The organism is Rhodococcus sp. P4_C10 (genome assembly GCF_056402135.1).
Genome location: NZ_JBFUHZ010000011.1, coordinates 31,276 through 46,930, shown reverse-complemented (window position 1 = coordinate 46,930; position 15,655 = coordinate 31,276). Strand labels below are relative to the sequence as shown.

Here is a 15,655-nt window from a genome sequence, read left to right as displayed (position 1 = left end):
CCGATGAGGGTCGCAATCGCTGGAGCCGGTGCCGTCGGGCGGTCGATCGCCCGCGAGCTGATCCGCAGCGAGCACCACGTCATGTTGCTCGAACGCAAGCTCGAGCACGTCGAGCCCGACGTCCTGCCCGAGGCGCTGTGGGTGCACGCCGACGCCTGCGAGCTCGCGCTGCTCGAGGCCGCGAAGCTCGAGTCCTACGACGTGATGATCGCGGCGACCGGCGACGACAAGGCGAACATCGTGGTCAGCCTGCTCGCCAAGACCGAGTTCGCGGTCCGGCGCGTCGTGGCGCGGGTCAACGACCCCCGCAACGAGTGGCTCTTCGACGAGTCCTGGGGCGTCGACGTCGCGGTGTCGACGCCGCGGATGCTGGCCTCGCTGGTCGAGGAGGCCGTCTCCGTGGGTGACCTCGTCCGCCTGATGACCTTCCGGCAGGGCCAGGCGAACCTGGTGGAGATCACCCTGTCCGACGACACCCCGCTGGCCGGCAAGCCGGTGCGAAAGATCCAGCTGCCCCGCGACGCCGCCCTGGTGACCATCCTGCGCGGCGGCCGGGTGATCGTGCCGCAGCCCGACGACCCGATCGAGGGCGGAGACGAGCTGCTGTTCGTGGCGTCCCACGAGGTGGAGGACGAACTGCGCGAGGCGGTCGGTGTCCGGCGCCTGAGCTGACGGCCCCTTTCCGTTCGGCGCAGTCCCCGCCGACCAGTCCCCGCCGACCAGTCCCCAATGTCACATTCGGTGTCCCCTGGATACCGAATGTGACATTGGGGAGCGCGCAGGAGCGGAGCCTGCGGAGCGACCGGCGGCGGTCAGCGGGTGCGGCCGCCCGGCTTCAACGCTCCCGGCGGCAGTGCCGGCGCGGGCAGCTGCGGTCCGTCGTAGGCGTTGACCACCCCGAATCCGGTGCCGTTCGAGTACTCGGTGCGGGCGGCGACGATCTCCTCGTGGCTGCGGGCCACGAAGTTCCACCACATCACGATCTGCTCCTCGAACGGTTCGCCGCCGAGCAGCATGACCCGCGAGTCCACCTCGCCGTGCACGGCGACCTCGGTGCGTCCGCAGCCGAGGTAGAGCATCGACCCGGGCCCGACCTGGACCCCGTCGACGACGACGATGCCCGACATCACGAGCACCGCATGCTCGAAGTCACGCTCGAGGGGCAACCGGGCGGTCACCCCGCTGCCGACGGTGAGGTCGGCGCCGACCAGCGGGCTGAAGGTGGTACCCGGCGAGCGGGCCCCGTCCACCTCGCCCAGGATCACCGTGGTGTGGTGGCCCCGCCCGGAGAGCGCCGGCAGCTCGGCGTGGTGCTCCCAGGACGGCGCGGTGAAGCGGTCCTGGTCCGGCAGTGCCACCCACAGCTGGACGCCGTGCAGGAGCGGGCTGTGCCCTGCGGGGCTGTGCTCGGCGTGGGAGATGGCCCGACCCGACGTCATCAACCCCAGCTCGCCGGGACGGAACCGCTGGTCGCTGCCGATGCTGTCGCGGTGCCGGATCTCCCCCTCCAGCAGCCAACTGACGGTCTGCAGGCCGGTGTGCGGGTGCGGCGGCACCGCCATGCCGGGCTCGGACTCGATGTCGTCGGGACCGTAGTGGTCGACGAAGCACCACGCGCCGACCAGACGTCGGCCCAGGTTCGGCAGTATCCGGCGGACCGGCGTGTTGCCCAACATCACGTCGCGGCCCGCGTACGTCTCCAGAACCGGGGTCGCTGCCGTGTCACCGAGCCCGCCGCAGACGGTCTCGCGGGGCGCGGTTTCCAGGTTGCTCATGCCTCGACGGTACGGGCGTCGTCAAGGTCTGCGAGGGGTGCACCGGGCGAATGGAAATGGACGTTTGTTTCATTAATCGGCGGACCGATTGGAACGTGTAGCAGAAATTGCCGACGATATACCGGGACATCCGACTTTCAATTCACCACGACACGCAATTGTGATGTCGGTCTACCTGTCGCGGGAATTCCCGGTCTCGGTCCCGTCGACGTCGGAGACATCACTTTCGGCCTCCGTAACTGCCGTGTCGGCACTCGCCGCGTCGTCGGCATCGAGGCCGGCCGCGTCCACCACCCGGTCGGCCCGCCGGACCGCCCACACCGTGACGACCATGACCAGGGCCGTCAACGGCCAGCCCATCGCGATCCGGGAGAAGGCCAGCCAGCCGGTGTGGTCGGTGTCGTAGAGCTGCGACTGCACCAGGTACCGGGCGCCGAAGACCAGCGCCCACGCCGCGGTCGCGATGTCGTAGGCCCGCACCGCCGGTCGGGCGCGTCGCCAGCTGTTGCCGTGGCCGTTGAGGAAGCCCCACAGCACACCGACCAGGGGCCAGCGCGCGAGGATCGACACCAGGAACACCCCGGCGTACAGCAGGCTGGTGTAGATCCCGAACAGGAAGTAGCCCTTGGCGTCACCGGTCCGGTGCGCGATGAACGCGCACACACCGACACCGATGAAGCCGGAGATCGCCGGCTGGACGGTCCCCTTCACCGCCAGGCGCCACACGAGGACGACAGCCGCCGCGCCGAGCGCGGCCCAGATCGCGGCGGTCAGCCCCCAGATGCTGTTGACCGGCACGAACAGCAGGATGGGCAGGGTCGAGTAGACCAACCCGCTGATCCCGCCGAGTTGCTCGAGGATGGTCTGCTGATCCCGCTGCGCGTCTGCCACCACACGAGGGTGCCACAGACGGGCGACTGGGTTACGAGTCGCCTTGCAGCTCGTAGTAGGGGTTGTAGATGACCTTCAGTCCGTTGCGGTCGCCGAGGCGCCCTCGGACCAGGATCTTCTTCCCCGATTCGATGCCCGCGATGCGGCGGCGACCGAACCACACCAGGGTCACCGCGTCGGTGCCGTCGAAGAACTCGGCCTCCACGCTGGCGGCCGACGCCTTGGGACAGGCCGCGACCGCGCGCAGCCGCCCGTACATGGTGACCTCTTCACCACAAGCACAGTCACGGGCGCGTTGAGCGCCCGACGCATGTGCCGACTCGGCCATCATCTCCTCGGCATCGAGCTGATCGATGTCCTCGGTGAGTCGATGGGTGAGCCGACGAAAGTAGCCGGTGGCCGCGAGTGCCATAACGCGCTCCTGGAGCATGTGCGGGGCGACGGTCGCTCCGCGTGAAAGGGCTGTATATCCGCAACTGTAGCCCCGATCGCAGACGTCAACCCACACCGCCCGAGTGACCCGCCTCACGCACGAGGCAGTATCGACGTATGCCACACCAGAAGTTGCCGCCCGTCGCGGTGGTCCTGCCCGGAACCGGATCCGACGCCGCCTTCGCCACGAGGGCGTTCACCGACGCGTTGTCGCAGGTGGGAGTGCGGGTGATCGCGGTCGAACCGAATCCGCGGCGGGTGGTCGGCAGCTACCTCGACGCCCTCGACGAGGTGGCCGCGGAGCACGGCACGATCCTCGCCGGCGGCGTCTCCATCGGCGCCGCCGTGGCCCTCGCCTGGGCCGCTGAACACCCGTCCCGCGCGGCGGGCGTGCTGGCGGCGCTGCCGGCCTGGACCGGGTCCCCGGAAGGCGCACCCGCGGCCATGAGCGCCGCCTACACGGCCGGCCGACTCCGGGCCGAAGGCCTCGACGCCGTCACCTCGGCGATGATCGAGACCAGCCCGGCCTGGCTGGGCGGTGAACTCGAACGGTCGTGGCGCTCGCAGTGGCCGCACCTGCCGTCGGCGCTGGACGAGGCGTCCGGCTACCGGGGGCTGACCGAGGCGGAGATGGCACGGATGACGGTTCCCGTCGGCATCTGTGCGGCGACCGACGACCCGGTTCACCCGCACGAGGTGGCCGCGGAGTGGGCGGCGGCGCTGCCTGTCGCCGCCGTCGCGACGACCACCCTGGACGCGATCGGCGCCGATGCCGGGGTGCTGGGACGGGCCTGCCTGACGGCCCTGAGCGACGCCCTGTCCCGGCGGCCCGTGGGCTGACCGGCCCCCGCCCCTACCTGCTGACTCGGCGCCTAATGGCCGAGCTGCTGCATGGCCGATCCCCCGCCGCCCGGACGCTGTTCGGGCGGCTGGACGGCCGGTTCCTCGGGCAGCACGGCGGCCTGCTCGGGTACCGGCGGCTGCTGTTGCGGCTGTTGCGGCTGTTGCTGCTGGACCTGCTGTTGTTGCTGCTGCGCGAGCTCCTGCTCCTGCTGTGCCTGCAACTGCTGCTGCTGCGCCGCGATCAACTGCTCCGCGAGCATCTGCGGCAGCACCACGGGCAACGGGGTGCGCACCGGGTGCGGCTCGTCGCCGCGCTGGACGACGGTGTCGCGCAGCACCTCCCGCGCCGACTCGGCGAGCGGCGAGTCCAGGCCCACGGACCCGGCCGGACCGGCCACGACGCACCGGATCATCCACCGGTAACCGTCCACGCCGATGAAGCGCAGGTCCGCACCGGGGGTGACGGCGTGCAGCTCACGGCCCCAGGGACCGGACTCCACGCTGACCGCGGCGTTGTCGTTGCGCAGCGAGTCGGCCAGGTCCGCGGCGACCTCGCGCCACTGACCGGCGGACTTCGGCGCGGCGTACGCCGCCACCGTGATCCGACCCAGCACGGTCACCAGGTGGACGGCCTGGGGCGTGCCGTCCGGCGCCATCTCCACCTGGATCTGGCCGCCCTCGGGCATCGGCACCAGCACCGACCCGAGGTCGAGCCGGGGGCCGTTCTCGCCCTCGGTCGGCTCCGCGCCGTCGAGGTCCGCCAGGTCGTAGGGACCGCGGTCCTCGACACCCGTCGGCGCGTCCACGTCGACCTCCGCCGCGGCATCGTCGCGCAGGTCCGCGAAACGGTCCGCTGCCGCGTCCTGCGCAGCGTCCTTCTTCTTACGTCCGAACATCAATGCGCCTCTTCCTGGGGCAGTGCCGACACCGCATGCAGGATCGCATGACCGCCGGTGGAGCCGTGACCTGCCACACCGCGACTGGTCTCGTCGAGCGAGTCGACCTCGACGAAGGTGACCAACTCGACGCGCTGGACCAGCAGCTGGGCGATACGGTCGCCGCGCCGGATCTCGACCGCGGTGCGAGTGTCGTGGTTGATCAGGCAGACCTTGATCTCCCCGCGGTAGCCGGCATCGACCGTGCCGGGCGTGTTGACCACCGACAATCCGGACTTTGCGGCCAGGCCGGAACGGGGATGGATCAGCCCGACCGTGCCGACCGGCAGCGCAATGGCGATGCCGGTGCCGACCAGCACGCGTTCGCCTGGCTCGATGGTCACATCGACGGTCGAGCACAGGTCGACGCCGGCGTCCCCCTCGTGCGCCCGTGTCGGGACCGGCATCTGGGGATCGAGGCGCAGCAGCTCGATGGCAGGAAGATCGTTCACGTGCACCGAGACTACTCTGGATGCGTGCCCGAGAACCCGCAACATGCCCCTGCCGCCACCCACGACCCGGCCGCCGCGCCGCGGTACTCCGAACGCCTGTGGGTTCCGATCTGGTGGTGGCTCGCCGGCCTCGGCGTGGCCGGCCTGCTGGCCGCCGAGATCCACATGGGCGCGCCCGGACTGTTCGCCTGGCTGCCCTACGTGCTGCTGTTCCCGTTCCCGGTGTGGGGACTGCTGTGGCTCAGCCGCCTCCGCGTCGAGGTCGTCGACGGGGCGCCCGGCAGCCCGGGTGAACTCCGCGTCGGCCGCGCCAGGCTGCCGCTCGACGTCATCTCCCGGGTCGCGGTGGTTCCCGGCACCGCGAAGTCCGCGGCCCTGGGGCGTCAGCTCGACCCGACCGCCTTCGTCCAGCACCGCACCTGGGTCGCCATGGAGGCCGGGCACCGCTCTCGTGGTTCGGGGCACGCGCGTCGCACCTGGGCTGGATGCGGCCGCACTACGCCACGGCCGGACCGTTCACGGTCCGGCCACGGCACACGGCGCCACTCGCGCCGCGGCACGTCTGCATCGTCGTCAGGCGGCGCAGTCCATGCAGATCAGCACGCCGTCGGCGTCGCTGGCGAGCCTGCTCCGGTGATGCACCAGGAAGCAGCTCGAGCAGGTGAACTCGTCGGCCTGCTTCGGTACGACCCGGACGGACAGTTCTTCGCCGGACAGATCCGCGCCCGGCAGCTCGAAGGACTCCGCCGTATCCGACTCGTCGACGTCGACCACCGCGGACTGTGCCTCGTTGCGCCGAGCCTTCAACTCCTCGAGTGAATCCTCCGATACCTCGTCGGATTCCGAACGCCTCGGTGCGTCGTAGTCGGTTGCCATCTCGTCTTCCCCTCGTCCTCTCTGATGATTCGATCCCGTTCACCGTGTCCCGTGGGACACGTGGCTGCATAACGCGTTGGTTCTCGAAATGGTGCCCAGAAGTTAACGTCAGCAAATATGACTTGTGCCACATTCACAGTCGACTCCCAACTATCGACACCCACGTTCTGTCAGCATGGGGCCGCCAGACAATAGCCGAACTCGGCGCAAATGTCGCAGTCCTATTCGTCGAGGCCCGAAAACCGTCCGACAATCGAGATAAACGCCGACGGGAAGCGAGACATTCCGGGCATCGTGACGGCCTTCACCGCCGCCCGCCGCGACGCGCCGACCCGCGCCGGACGCCAGGCTCACGGCTCTCTAAGCTGTCCTTCTCTACAGTGGGTCGAGCTTTGCGCTGGGACTCGTTCCCGAGCACCATCCAGCGAGTTGCACCCAGCGAGTCGGTCGCCGCCCGCGGTAACCGGCACCCGAACACCGAGAGGTCAGGACGAATCGTGGTTTCACTGATCGCCGATGGGCACAGCAGCGACGAGAACGGCCGGCCGTTCCGACGCCGTCGCGCCCTGCCCGTCGTCGCCCTGCTCGGCGTTCTCGCGGTGCTCGGCTCCGTCCTGTGGTTCCGGATCCTCACCAAGGACGAGGTGCTCTCCGCCACGGTCACCTGCAACCTGCCGCAGACACCCGCGACACTGGACCCGGACGCGCCCGCCCCGCAGCCGCTCGGCGCGAAGGTCAATCCCGACACCATGCTCGACGTCGAACCGGCCGCGCTGTCGGCGACCCGGGTCCGGGTGTTCAACGCGAACGGCGAGCGCGGTCAGGCCGCCCACGTCGCCTCGCAGCTGAGCGACTACGGATTCGCCAGCGCCCCCGACGTGCAGGTCGGCAACGACCCCGTCTACGTCGACCAGAACATGCAGTGCCAGGGCCAGATCCGGTTCGGCCCGAACGGAATGGCGGCGGCCAGCACGCTGTGGCTGATCGAGCCCTGCGCCGAGCTCATCCAGGACGAGCGCGCCGACGACAGCGTGGACCTGGCACTGGGAACCTACTTCCGGGAACTGCAGCCGAACACCGACGCCGAGGAGGTGCTCGCCTCGCTGAAGAACCCCGCGCCCGGCGGAAGCGCCACGGCACCGGTGGACATCGACCTGCTCAAGGCCGCCCGCACCACGCGCTGCTGAGCCGCCCCGGGCGGCGTCGGCCCGGCGAACCTCACGCCGGGATCGGCGCGAACACCCCCAGCTCGTCGAACATCGCGTCCAACTCGACCGCGATGCCGGGTGCGGCGGCGACCGTCACCAGGCCGTCGTCGCTGGTCGAGTCCGGCGCGGGCAGTCGCACCTCCGCTCCCGCCTCCGACGCGATCAGCGCGCCCGCCGCCCAGTCCCAGGGGCTCAGGCCGTGCTCGAAGTGCGCGTCCACCCGGCCGGTCGCGACCATGCACAGGTCCAGCGCCGCGGACCCGATCCGGCGGATGTCACGCACCCGCGGCAGCACCGACGCGATCAACTCGCCCTGCCGGACGCGACGGCTCCGCGCGTACCCGAACCCGGTGGCCAGCAACGCCATTGACACGTCGGTGACCGGGTTGCAGCGCAGCGCGTGCACCTCGCCGGACGCCTCGTGCAGGCTGGCACCGCCACCCCGGGCGGCGGAGTAGACCGCGCCCGCCGCGACGTCGACCACGGCACCGGCCACGGAGACGCCGTCGACCTGCGCCGCGACCGACACCGCGAAAGCCGGGATCCCGTAGAGGAAGTTCACGGTGCCGTCGATGGGGTCGACGATCCACTGCACCCCGTCGACCCGGCCCGCGGCTCCGCCGCCCTCCTCGCCGAGGATCGCGTCCGCCGGGCGCCATCGGGCCAGCAGAGCGCGGACCAGCTCCTCCGTCTCGGTGTCGACGACGGTGACCGGGTCGGTCGGTGTGGACTTCGTCGCCACCGCGTCGTCGGCCTCGGCGGCGCCTCCGCCGACCGCGCCGAACACCTCGGGACGACGGACCCGCACGTGCTGGGCGGCCTCGACGGCGATCCGGACCGCCACGCCGCGCAACACCTCCGGGTCGTCGGATCCGGCCGACAGGTCGGGCGCCGGGAGAGCTCGGACAGCGGGATGGTTCTCGAAAAGTGGCACGCCCCATGGTGCCTCACCTCGATCCGGCCGCGCGAGTTCTTCCCTGGCCGTGCCGGCCGCAGAGTGCGACCACTAGGGTGGCCCCCATGGCTGAATCGGTGAACGACCTGTCCCCCGCCGTCGCGGCGGCCTCGGCGGGCGACGTCTCGGGGCGACGCGGGTTCGGCGTCGACGTCGGCGGCAGCGGCGTCAAGGGGGGCCTGGTCGACCTCGAGACCGGCGAGTTGATCGGTGACCGGATCAAGATCGAGACGCCGCAGCCCGCCACCCCCGACGCCATCGCCGCCACCGTCCGCGAGATCGTCACGCAGGCCGGCTGGGACGGCGAGGTCGGGCTCACGCTGCCCTCGGTCGTCACCGACGGCGTCGCACGGACCGCGGCGAACATCGACAAGTCCTGGATCGGCACCGACGCACGCGCCCTGTTCTCCGCGGCCCTCGGCGGTCGCCCCGTGACCGTCCTCAACGACGCCGACGCGGCGGGCATCGCGGAGGACCGCTACGGCGCCGGCAAGGACGTCGACGGCGTCGTCGTGCTGCTGACCTTCGGCACCGGCATCGGCTCGGCGATCCTGCACCGCGGCGTCCTGCTGCCGAACACCGAGCTCGGACACATGGAGGTGGACGGCAAGGAGGCCGAGCACCGGGCCGCGTCCTCGGTCAAGGAGCAGCAGGACCTGTCCTACAAGGACTGGTCGAAGGAGGTCACGCGGGTGCTGACCCGGTTCGAGGACCTGCTGTGGCCGGACCTGTTCATCGCAGGTGGCGGCATCAGCCGCAAGGGCGAGAAGTGGATTCCGCACCTGACGAACCGGACCCCGGTGGTGGCCGCCACGCTGCGCAACACCGCCGGCATCGTGGGCGCCGCGCTAGCCGCCCACTCCACCCCGGCCCGCTGACCGGGCTGCGCCGCGCCGGCCTCCCGCCCCCGCGGCGCGGCCTCTCGACCCCGGCGGCGTAGCGTCTCGACCCCGGAGCACACGCCCCGATCACCGCGTCGACCAGCATCTGGACATCAACGCCCGAATCGATAGTTACAATGGTGGGGCCCGGCTCGATGCCGGCGAAACTCAACTGACCTCTCCGCCGGAAAATCACTCTGGCGTGACGCCGCACGACACCGTCACGAAAGGGCGTACGTGGCCGCCACCGATACAAGTCAGACCGCCGAACCGAGCACCGAATCGGCGTCCGCCGAGGCGGCCACGGGCACCGCACCTGCGAAGAAGGCTGCAGCGAAGAAGGCCCCCGCGAAGAAGGCGCCGGCCAAGAAGGCCCCCGCCAAGAAGGCCGCCGCGAAGAAGGCCCCCGCCAAGAAGACGGCCGCGAAGAAGGCCCCCGCCAAGAAGGCCGCCGCGAAGGGCGACCCCGAGGGCCACGAGGACAACATCGACATGGCCGACCTCGAGGTCCCCGAGGGTGACCTCACCGACGAGGTGGTGGAGGTCGTCGCCGTCGAGGAGGACGAGGAAGAGACCGCCGAGCCGACCGAGAAGGACAAGGCCTCCGGAGACTTCGTCTGGGACGAGGAAGAGTCCGAGGCACTGCGCCAGGCGCGCAAGGACGCCGAGCTCACCGCGTCGGCCGACTCGGTCCGCGCGTACCTGAAGCAGATCGGCAAGGTCGCCCTCCTCAACGCCGAGGAGGAGGTCGAGCTCGCCAAGCGCATCGAGGCCGGTCTGTTCGCGACGCACAAGATGGGCAAGATGGCGGAGGCCGGCGAGAAGCCGACCCCCACCGATCGTCGCAACCTGAACTGGATCACCCGCGACGGCAACCGCGCCAAGAACCACCTGCTCGAGGCGAACCTTCGCCTGGTCGTCTCACTGGCCAAGCGCTACACCGGTCGCGGCATGGCGTTCCTGGACCTGATCCAGGAAGGCAACCTCGGCCTGATCCGCGCGGTCGAGAAGTTCGACTACACCAAGGGTTACAAGTTCTCCACGTACGCCACGTGGTGGATTCGCCAGGCGATCACCCGCGCGATGGCCGACCAGGCCCGCACCATCCGTATCCCGGTGCACATGGTCGAGGTCATCAACAAGCTCGGCCGCATCCAGCGTGAGCTGCTCCAGGACCTGGGCCGCGAGCCCACGCCCGAGGAGCTCGCCAAGGAAATGGACATCACGCCCGAGAAGGTGCTGGAGATCCAGCAGTACGCGCGTGAGCCCATCTCGCTCGACCAGACGATCGGCGACGAGGGCGACAGCCAGCTCGGCGACTTCATCGAGGACTCCGAGGCCGTGGTCGCGGTGGACGCGGTCTCGTTCACCCTGCTACAGGACCAGCTGGCATCGGTGCTCGAGACGCTCTCCGAGCGCGAGGCCGGCGTCGTGCGCCTGCGCTTCGGTCTCACCGACGGCCAGCCGCGCACTTTAGACGAAATCGGTCAGGTCTACGGCGTCACGCGTGAGCGGATCCGTCAGATCGAGTCGAAGACTATGTCGAAGCTGCGCCACCCGTCGCGGTCGCAGGTGCTCCGGGACTACCTGGACTAGTCGGTCCCGACCAGACGACGAATGCCCCGTCACCGCGAAGGTGGCGGGGCATTCGCGTGTCCGATCGACGCCGGCGCCAGTTCAGTCGCCCGGCGGGCACCGCGGGCCGTGATCCCGAGGGCCACGCTCTCCCGCCACCGACAGTTCACCCGGCGCACGTCGGGCCGTCATCGCATCCCCACTGCGCACGCCCCGCGGTGGTCGACACTTGCCGCCATGAGTGAGCAGCCCCCTCGCGCCCCGATCTCCCCGCGCGGCCCCTCCCGCCGCACGTTCTTGCGCGGCTCCGCCCTCGCCGGCGGCCTCGCGGTCGCCGGTCTCCGGCACGCTTCGTCCGCGACCGCCGCCACGCCGTCCGCCGATCCCGCCCGCCCCGTCGACTACCCCACGTGCTGCCCCGGACCGTTCGCCAACGGCGTCGCCAGCGGCGACCCGTTGCCCGACCGCGTCATCCTCTGGACCCGTCTCATGCCCGAGCGCGTGGCCGACGCCCCCGGCCCCGTGCGGTGGGAGGTGGCCACCGACCCCGGTATGACGGCCCTCGTCCGCTCCGGTGCGCAGACCCCGGTGGCGGAGCACGACTTCACGGTGAAGGTCGACGTCACCGGCCTGGCCCCGGCCGCAACGTACTACTACCGTTTCACGCACTCCGGCGCCCACTCGATCACCGGGCGAACGCGCACCGCGCCGGCCCCGGGTGCCGCCGTCGACCGGGTGCGCATCGCCGCGATGTCGTGCAGCTCGTACTGGTCCTCGTTCTGGAGCGGGTTCGAGCACATCGCCGCCCGGGACGACCTCGATCTCGTGCTGCATGTGGGCGACTACATCTACGACTTCCCCGACAAGGACGAGCTGGTGCGCTCGCGCGTCGGCTTCGCCGACATGGACCACCCGGACAACCGGGACTGGCTCGACCTCGCCGAGGTGCGCCGGCGGTACGCGCTGTGGCGCTCGGACCCCCAGTTCGTCCGGGCCCACCAGCAGCACCCGTGGATGATCGTGTGGGACAACCACGACATCGACGTCGCCTACGGCAACGAGGTGGACGCGCCCGGGATCGACCCGGCGTCGGCGACCACGACCCTCGCCGACACGGTGCGCGCGTTCCACGAGTGGACACCGACCCGGCCCGTGCGCGCCGACGGCAGCGGCGAGTTCGTGCTCCTCGACGACGGCTCCTACCCCGTGCCGGAGGACCCGTTGCTCGTCTACCGGGCGCTGCGTTACGGCGACCTCGTCGACGTTGTCGGGATCGACGCCGAGTTGCACGACGTGCACGGGGTCACCGCCGACTCCTCGCATCTGCCGCCCGGGCAGCCGAGCCTCCTCGGTCGGCGGCAGTACGAGTGGCTCACGGCTACGCTTACCGACTCGTCGCACCGGGGGACCCGGTGGCGGGTCATCGGCAACCAGGCGTGGTTCGCTCCGACCGACATCCCGGAGGTCGTGCAGGGGGTGGAGATGCCGAAGCTCGGCATCGGACGCTGGGGCCGGTACGCCGCCGAGCGCGAGGCGATCGTCGACCACCTCCGGGGCGCACGCGGCGAGCGGATCTGGCGGAACGTCATGGTGACCGGCGACGCGCACGGGAATCTCGCGTCCGACGTCATCTCCACGGCGTACCTCGGCGACGGGTATCTCTCGGGGATCCCCGGCCGCAACACCCGTGACGGTGCCGAACCGCAGAACCGCGGGGCCGGGGCGCTGCGGGTGAGCACCGGCAACGGCGGCCCGGTGCTCGCCGGCGCCGACAACCCCGACGACGTCCGAGGCCTGTCCGTCGGTGTCGAGTTCGCCCCCACATCGATGGGGCGCGGTGGCGCCGACGACATGATCCGCGGCGCCACCGGCCTCGGGCGGGCGGAGTCCACCGAGATCGCGCGCGCCGCCGAGGCTGCGATCCTCACGCTCAACCACAACGCCCAGTTCGTCGAGTGGGTCGACCACGGCTACGGGATCATCGACCTCGACCGCGACCGCGCCGTGTTCGAGTTCTGGTGGCAGGACAAGAACGTGCCGCGCTCGCCGGACGTCCTCGGCCACCAGATGGTGGCGTTCGCCGAGGAGGACCGATCGGCGGTGCCGCCGCGGTTCCGGGATCAGATCGATGCCGTCGAGCTGCACGGGCTGCCAGGCGGGCCGACCTCCGGGGCGCCGCACGGCCCGCTGGCGCCGTGGTTCCCGCCGGAGGCCTGGTCCGACGCCGACCAGACGACGAATGCCCCGTCACCGCGAAGGTGACGGGGCTTCCGTGTGTCCGGACAGACGCGGGTGCGGACTCAGTCGCCGGCGGGCACCGGCGTGACGCCGGGACCGCCGSTCGAGCCCGGCACCAGGCGCAGCACCGCGCGGGCCGTCGGTTCGACCACCCGGGCCGCCACGGGACCGAGCACGGCCATCAGCAGCACGTAGGCGGTCGCGAGGGCCGCCAACTCCCCCTCGACCGCGCCGGCGGAGACCGCGAGCCCGGCGATGACGATCGAGAACTCGCCGCGGGCCACCAGCGCGGCGCCGGCCCGGGCCTGGCCCATCCTGGCGATCCCCTGCCGCCGCGCGGCCCACACCCCCGTCGCCACCTTGGTGACGGTGGTGACCACCGCCAGCACCACCGCCCACCCCAGCACGGGTGGGATGGTGCCGGGATCGGTGTTCAGGCCGAACACCACGAAGAACATCGCCGCGAACAGGTCCCGCAACGGCTCGAGCACCTTGGTGGCGTTGCGCGCGGTCGACCCCGAGATCGCGATGCCGAGCAGGAACGCCCCGACCGCCGCCGACACCTGCATCGCCGACGCGAGGCCCGCGACCAGCAACGCCGCGCCGAGCAGCTTGAGGAGGAAGACCTCCTTGTCCTTGCTGTCGACGATCGCGGACACGACGTGGCCGTACTTGAGCGCGATGACGAGCACCAGCGTGACCACGCACAGCGAGATGCCGACCGCCTTGAGGCCGCCGAGCAGGCTCACCCCGGCCAGCAGGGCGGTGAGGATGGGGAGGTAGACGGCCATCGCCAGGTCCTCGAACACCAGGATGGACAGCACCACCGGCGTCTCCCTGTTGCCGAGGCGGCCCAGGTCCCCGAGCACCTTGGCCACGATCCCCGACGACGAGATGTAGGTGACGCCCGCCATCACCATGGCCCCGACGGGACCCCAGCCGAGCATCAACGCGACCAGTGCTCCGGGTGTCGCATTCAGCACCAGGTCCAGGACGCCGCCCATCCAGGACTTGCGCAGCCCGGTCATCAGCTCCGATGCCGTGTACTCGAGACCGAGCAGCAACAGCAGCAGCACCACACCGATCTCGCTGGCCAGGTGGGAGAACGAGCCGATGTCACCGAGTTCGAGGAAGCCGCCCTCACCGAAGCAGAGCCCGCCGACCAGGTACAGCGGAATCGGCGAGAGCCCGATCCGGCCGGCCAGCCGGCCGAGCACACCCAGGGCGAAGAACACCGCGCCGAGTTGGATCAGGGCCAGCGCGGTGCTGGTCACCGTCCACCCCGCGCAGGACTACCGGTGCGGAAGACCGACCTCATCCGTGATGCAGGATCTTCGTCGCACTGTCGAGGCCGTCGGCGGTGCCGACTGCCACCAGCAGGTCGCCCGCGGTGAGGTTGAAGTCCGGGGTCGGCGACGGGTACGCGTGCCCGGCGCGCATCACCGCGACCACGGACACCCCGGTCCGGGTCCGCAGTGCCGTCTCGCCCAGCGTCCGGCCGTCGAACGGGGAGTCGTCGACGATCGGCAGCTGCCGGGTGTTGATGCCGGCCAGCTCGCGGTGCTCCTCGCGCAGCTGCGCGACCAGCTGCGGGGCGCCCAGCAGATTCGCCAGCACCCCCGCCTCGTCACTGCTCAGCGGGATCGACGCCATGCACGCGTCGGGGTCGTCCCGCTTGGAGATGATGAGGTCGGTCCCGCCGTCGCGATGACTGACGACACCGATGCGCCGCCCGGTGGTGGTCTCGAAGTCCTTGCGGATACCGATACCGGGAAGAGGGGTCACTTCCACGTTCATGCCACCACGGTAACCGTGTGCCGCCACCCGAGGGGAGGGAACCTCCCCGGCCGCCCGCCGGCGCCGCCCGCGACGCCCGGCGACGTCGTGCGGAGGCGCTACGCCGGCGGTCCGAATGCCCCGTCGGCGCCGGGCAGGTACTCGCGCACCTCGGTCACCGCGGCCACCGGGAGGGTCCCGTACAGGTGCGGGAACAGCATGGCGTCCGGGTCCCCGGGCACCCCCGGCTCCCAGCGGACCTCGGCGCCGAACCGGTCCGGGTCCAGGTGGAGCAGGACCAGGTCGGTGCGGCCGGCGAACAACCGGTTCGCGGGCAGGTGCACCTGCCCGGTGGTGGACAGGTGCACGAACCCGTCCGCGGCGTAGGTCTCGGGGACCCGCTGCCCCGCCCGCTGGGCCTGCCGCCACTGCTCGACCGTGCAGATGTGTACCAGGGTGTCCGTCCGATCCGTCACCTGCGAAGGCTATCGCCGAGCGCGATATGACCTGCGTCACCGCGGCCGCGTGTTCCCTGTTAGAGAAACCACAAAGAAACGCTGCCGGGAACAACGACGGCACGCCAAACGTCTGACAGAGTGGATCCACCGCGCCAACCCGACGCGGCGGACCAGGCCCCAGGCGGCCGGCTAGGACCGGAAGCCAGTACGGAGGAGTCATGCCCGGAACACTGACCAGCCCCCCGTTGACCGCAGCCGACCGGTGCGACCGGTGCGGTGCAGGAGCCCGCGTCCGCGCGGTGTTGTCCTCTGGTGGTGAGCTTCTCTTCTGCCAGCACCACGCCAACGAGCCTCTCTGCT

General features: G+C 70.8%; 15 protein-coding genes and 3 pseudogenes. 8 read left to right on the top strand and 10 right to left on the bottom strand.

The window, feature by feature from the left end; genetic code table 11:
* Positions 1 to 3: 3 nt before the first annotated feature.
* Positions 4 to 672: a potassium channel family protein gene (locus AC1DWC_RS10160; protein WP_072843977.1), complete on the top strand. Its 669-nt coding sequence runs from the start codon at positions 4 to 6 to the stop codon at positions 670 to 672.
* Between the two features lie 140 nt (positions 673 to 812).
* Here AC1DWC_RS10160 and AC1DWC_RS10155 read toward each other — a convergent pair whose 3' ends face one another.
* The 3 genes from AC1DWC_RS10155 to AC1DWC_RS10145 all read right to left on the bottom strand — a co-directional run bounded on the left by AC1DWC_RS10155 (position 813) and on the right by AC1DWC_RS10145 (position 3,078).
* Positions 813 to 1,775 carry a pirin family protein gene (locus AC1DWC_RS10155; protein WP_477907668.1) on the bottom strand — a complete coding sequence of 321 codons (963 nt, stop codon included), beginning with the start codon at positions 1,773 to 1,775 and terminating at the stop codon, positions 813 to 815.
* Positions 1,776 to 1,946: 171 nt separating this feature from the next.
* Positions 1,947 to 2,666 carry a DUF3159 domain-containing protein gene (locus AC1DWC_RS10150; RefSeq protein WP_477907666.1) on the bottom strand — a complete coding sequence of 240 codons (720 nt, stop codon included), beginning with the start codon at positions 2,664 to 2,666 and terminating at the stop codon, positions 1,947 to 1,949.
* A gap of 31 nt (positions 2,667 to 2,697) precedes the next feature.
* On the bottom strand, positions 2,698 to 3,078 hold the full coding sequence (locus tag AC1DWC_RS10145) for an OB-fold nucleic acid binding domain-containing protein (RefSeq protein WP_072843982.1): 381 nt from the start codon (positions 3,076 to 3,078) through the stop codon (positions 2,698 to 2,700).
* 137 nt (positions 3,079 to 3,215) lie between these two features.
* On the opposite strand from AC1DWC_RS10145, the gene AC1DWC_RS10140 reads away from it, so the two are divergent.
* Positions 3,216 to 3,938, top strand: coding sequence for an alpha/beta hydrolase (locus AC1DWC_RS10140; protein WP_477907664.1), 723 nt, complete (start codon positions 3,216 to 3,218; stop codon positions 3,936 to 3,938).
* A 32-nt stretch (positions 3,939 to 3,970) separates the two neighbouring features.
* On the opposite strand, the gene AC1DWC_RS10135 is transcribed toward AC1DWC_RS10140, so the two are convergent.
* Both AC1DWC_RS10135 and dut read right to left on the bottom strand, forming a co-directional pair.
* Entirely contained in the window at positions 3,971 to 4,837 is an 867-nt protein-coding gene (locus AC1DWC_RS10135) for a DUF3710 domain-containing protein (protein WP_477907662.1), read from the bottom strand.
* Positions 4,837 to 5,373: a dUTP diphosphatase gene (gene dut / locus AC1DWC_RS10130; protein WP_477907660.1), complete on the bottom strand. Its 537-nt coding sequence runs from the start codon at positions 5,371 to 5,373 to the stop codon at positions 4,837 to 4,839. Before dut ends, AC1DWC_RS10135 begins: the two co-directional genes overlap by 1 nt.
* Here dut and AC1DWC_RS10125 point away from each other — a divergent pair.
* A pseudogene (locus AC1DWC_RS10125) lies at positions 5,353 to 5,754 on the top strand (DUF3093 domain-containing protein); the annotation flags it as partial. The gene dut and the pseudogene AC1DWC_RS10125 sit on opposite strands and share 21 nt — an antisense overlap.
* A 147-nt stretch (positions 5,755 to 5,901) precedes the next feature.
* On the opposite strand, the gene AC1DWC_RS10120 reads toward AC1DWC_RS10125, so the two are convergent.
* Positions 5,902 to 6,204, bottom strand: coding sequence for a DUF4193 domain-containing protein (locus AC1DWC_RS10120; protein ID WP_072843989.1), 303 nt, complete (start codon positions 6,202 to 6,204; stop codon positions 5,902 to 5,904).
* Between the two features lie 497 nt (positions 6,205 to 6,701).
* Between AC1DWC_RS10120 and cei the strand changes: the two genes are divergently transcribed.
* Positions 6,702 to 7,391 (top strand): envelope integrity protein Cei, encoded by a 690-nt coding sequence (gene cei, locus AC1DWC_RS10115; RefSeq protein WP_072843990.1) that lies wholly within the window; start codon positions 6,702 to 6,704, stop codon positions 7,389 to 7,391.
* Between the two features lie 31 nt (positions 7,392 to 7,422).
* Here the strand turns inward: cei and AC1DWC_RS10110 are convergent, their stop codons facing one another.
* Positions 7,423 to 8,295: an inositol monophosphatase family protein gene (locus AC1DWC_RS10110; RefSeq protein WP_477907888.1), complete on the bottom strand. Its 873-nt coding sequence runs from the start codon at positions 8,293 to 8,295 to the stop codon at positions 7,423 to 7,425.
* Between the two features lie 137 nt (positions 8,296 to 8,432).
* On the opposite strand from AC1DWC_RS10110, the gene ppgK reads away from it, so the two are divergent.
* The 3 genes and pseudogenes from ppgK to AC1DWC_RS10095 all read left to right on the top strand — a co-directional run bounded on the left by ppgK (position 8,433) and on the right by AC1DWC_RS10095 (position 13,085).
* Entirely contained in the window at positions 8,433 to 9,245 is an 813-nt protein-coding gene (ppgK, locus tag AC1DWC_RS10105) for a polyphosphate--glucose phosphotransferase (protein ID WP_477907658.1), read from the top strand.
* Positions 9,246 to 9,440: 195 nt separating this feature from the next.
* Positions 9,441 to 10,844: pseudogene (locus AC1DWC_RS10100) on the top strand (RNA polymerase sigma factor); the annotation flags it as partial.
* 216 nt (positions 10,845 to 11,060) lie between these two features.
* Positions 11,061 to 13,085 carry an alkaline phosphatase D family protein gene (locus tag AC1DWC_RS10095; RefSeq protein ID WP_477907656.1) on the top strand — a complete coding sequence of 675 codons (2,025 nt, stop codon included), beginning with the start codon at positions 11,061 to 11,063 and terminating at the stop codon, positions 13,083 to 13,085.
* A 38-nt stretch (positions 13,086 to 13,123) separates the two neighbouring features.
* On the opposite strand, the gene AC1DWC_RS10090 is transcribed toward AC1DWC_RS10095, so the two are convergent.
* The 3 genes from AC1DWC_RS10090 to AC1DWC_RS10080 form a co-directional block, all read right to left on the bottom strand.
* Positions 13,124 to 14,335: a cation:proton antiporter gene (locus tag AC1DWC_RS10090; protein ID WP_477907654.1), complete on the bottom strand. Its 1,212-nt coding sequence runs from the start codon at positions 14,333 to 14,335 to the stop codon at positions 13,124 to 13,126.
* 40 nt (positions 14,336 to 14,375) lie between these two features.
* On the bottom strand, positions 14,376 to 14,858 hold the full coding sequence (locus AC1DWC_RS10085; RefSeq protein WP_072843994.1) for a cation:proton antiporter regulatory subunit: 483 nt from the start codon (positions 14,856 to 14,858) through the stop codon (positions 14,376 to 14,378).
* A gap of 98 nt (positions 14,859 to 14,956) precedes the next feature.
* Positions 14,957 to 15,313, bottom strand: coding sequence for a DUF952 domain-containing protein (locus AC1DWC_RS10080; protein WP_477907652.1), 357 nt, complete (start codon positions 15,311 to 15,313; stop codon positions 14,957 to 14,959).
* 200 nt (positions 15,314 to 15,513) lie between these two features.
* Here AC1DWC_RS10080 and AC1DWC_RS10075 point away from each other — a divergent pair.
* Positions 15,514 to 15,645 (top strand): annotated as a pseudogene (locus AC1DWC_RS10075) (DUF7455 domain-containing protein); the annotation flags it as partial.
* Positions 15,646 to 15,655 lie beyond the last annotated feature (10 nt).